This window comes from Legionella bozemanae (assembly GCF_001648595.1).
Lineage (GTDB): Bacteria > Pseudomonadota > Gammaproteobacteria > Legionellales > Legionellaceae > Legionella > Legionella bozemanae.
Map to the genome: position 1 here is coordinate 1 of NZ_LBAW01000068.1, position 1,376 is coordinate 1,376.

The window sequence follows — 1,376 nt, forward strand, 5'->3', positions numbered from 1 at the left end:
CGACATCGCTTATTTTACAGAAGGGATTGAGACAGGATTAAGTATACTTCAGGTCGATGAATATGCGCGTGTGTATGCTGTATTGGGAAAAGCAAATTTTTCAAATATTGATCCCAAAAATAGTCCTAAACAAGTGGTTTTTTGCTTGGATAATGACGGAAAAGACACTTATAAATATGCAAAAAATGAACAAACCAATACGATTATAAAAGCTGCTCAGAAATTACACGATTCTGGTATCCATGTGTCCATTGTGATCCCTAAAAAAGAAAATACCGATTTAAACGATGTGCTTGTTAAGGAAGGAATGGACGAGCTTAAAAAACAATTAAACCGGCTCATGAGTTTAGACGAATTTAAAAAGCAGTGTGCCTTAGAGAACAAGGAGCCGGAGCTCAAAAAAATAAATCAAGATAAGAAAATTCAGTCGTTGATCAAGCAAGATCACAAACTGAATATACAAAATGGCAATGAGTTTATACGGCTCAATCAAGGGTTAATTAATGGAATTAAAGAGCGCGTGCAACACAGGGAACTTGTAGAACGTACTCGTTCTTTTAATAAACCACAGCCTAACCGAGAAATGGAGCGAGAGCTTTAAATTTAAAAATGAGCAGGCTGAATTATGTCTGTGCTGCACTATTTTTCATTCGGGTATTATGTTTTAACGGAGTTTACTATGCTAAAAATTGTATTCGCACTGTTTTTAATCTGCTTTGTAATTGAGCGATTAGTTCCTGGTTGGAAGTTACCTCATGTTAAAACATGGCCTATTAGGGTGGTATTGCTTAATCTAGTGCAAATTGGCGTTGTTACATTGGCAGGTTATACATGGGAATTATGGTTTTCTGCATGGTCTATTTTTCATATGTCACATTATTTACCTCCTTACGCTGGTGGTTTTTTTGCCTATTTTATCGCAACTTTTGTGTTCTATTGGTGGCATAGAGCACGTCATGAATTTGATTTTTTATGGGTTGGGTTTCATCAGATCCATCATAGTCCACAAAGGCTTGAGGTCATCACATCGTTTTACAAACATCCTGGCGAAATGATTGTGAACTCTATCATTGGCAGCCTACTGGTATATACAGTTCTTGGTCTATCCATTGAGGCGGGTATGGTTTATACCGCTTGTACCGCGATAGGTGAGTTTTTCTACCATACCAATGTTAAAACACCACAGTGGATAGGGTATGTATTTCAGCGTCCAGAGATGCACAGAATTCACCACCAATTCAATCGACATAAAAATAATTACGGGGATATTGTATGGTGGGATATGTTATTTGGCACCTACGAAAACCCCAAGGAAGGGTTTCACCGCATATCCAGCCCAAACTGGCAATGAGATAGCTAAGCGACTTTAAGTGCCA

General features: G+C 38.0%; 2 protein-coding genes. Both read left to right on the forward strand.

All coding sequences use genetic code 11. The features are described from left to right. Window positions 1-601: toprim domain-containing protein (locus tag A8O27_RS18015; protein ID WP_211269266.1), on the forward strand; the 601-nt coding region annotated here is incomplete at its 5' end. Between the two features lie 78 nt (window positions 602-679). Beyond that, window positions 680-1,351: a sterol desaturase family protein gene (locus A8O27_RS18020; protein WP_058460613.1), complete on the forward strand. Its 672-nt coding sequence runs from the start codon at window positions 680-682 to the stop codon at window positions 1,349-1,351. Window positions 1,352-1,376: the final 25 nt, after the last annotated feature.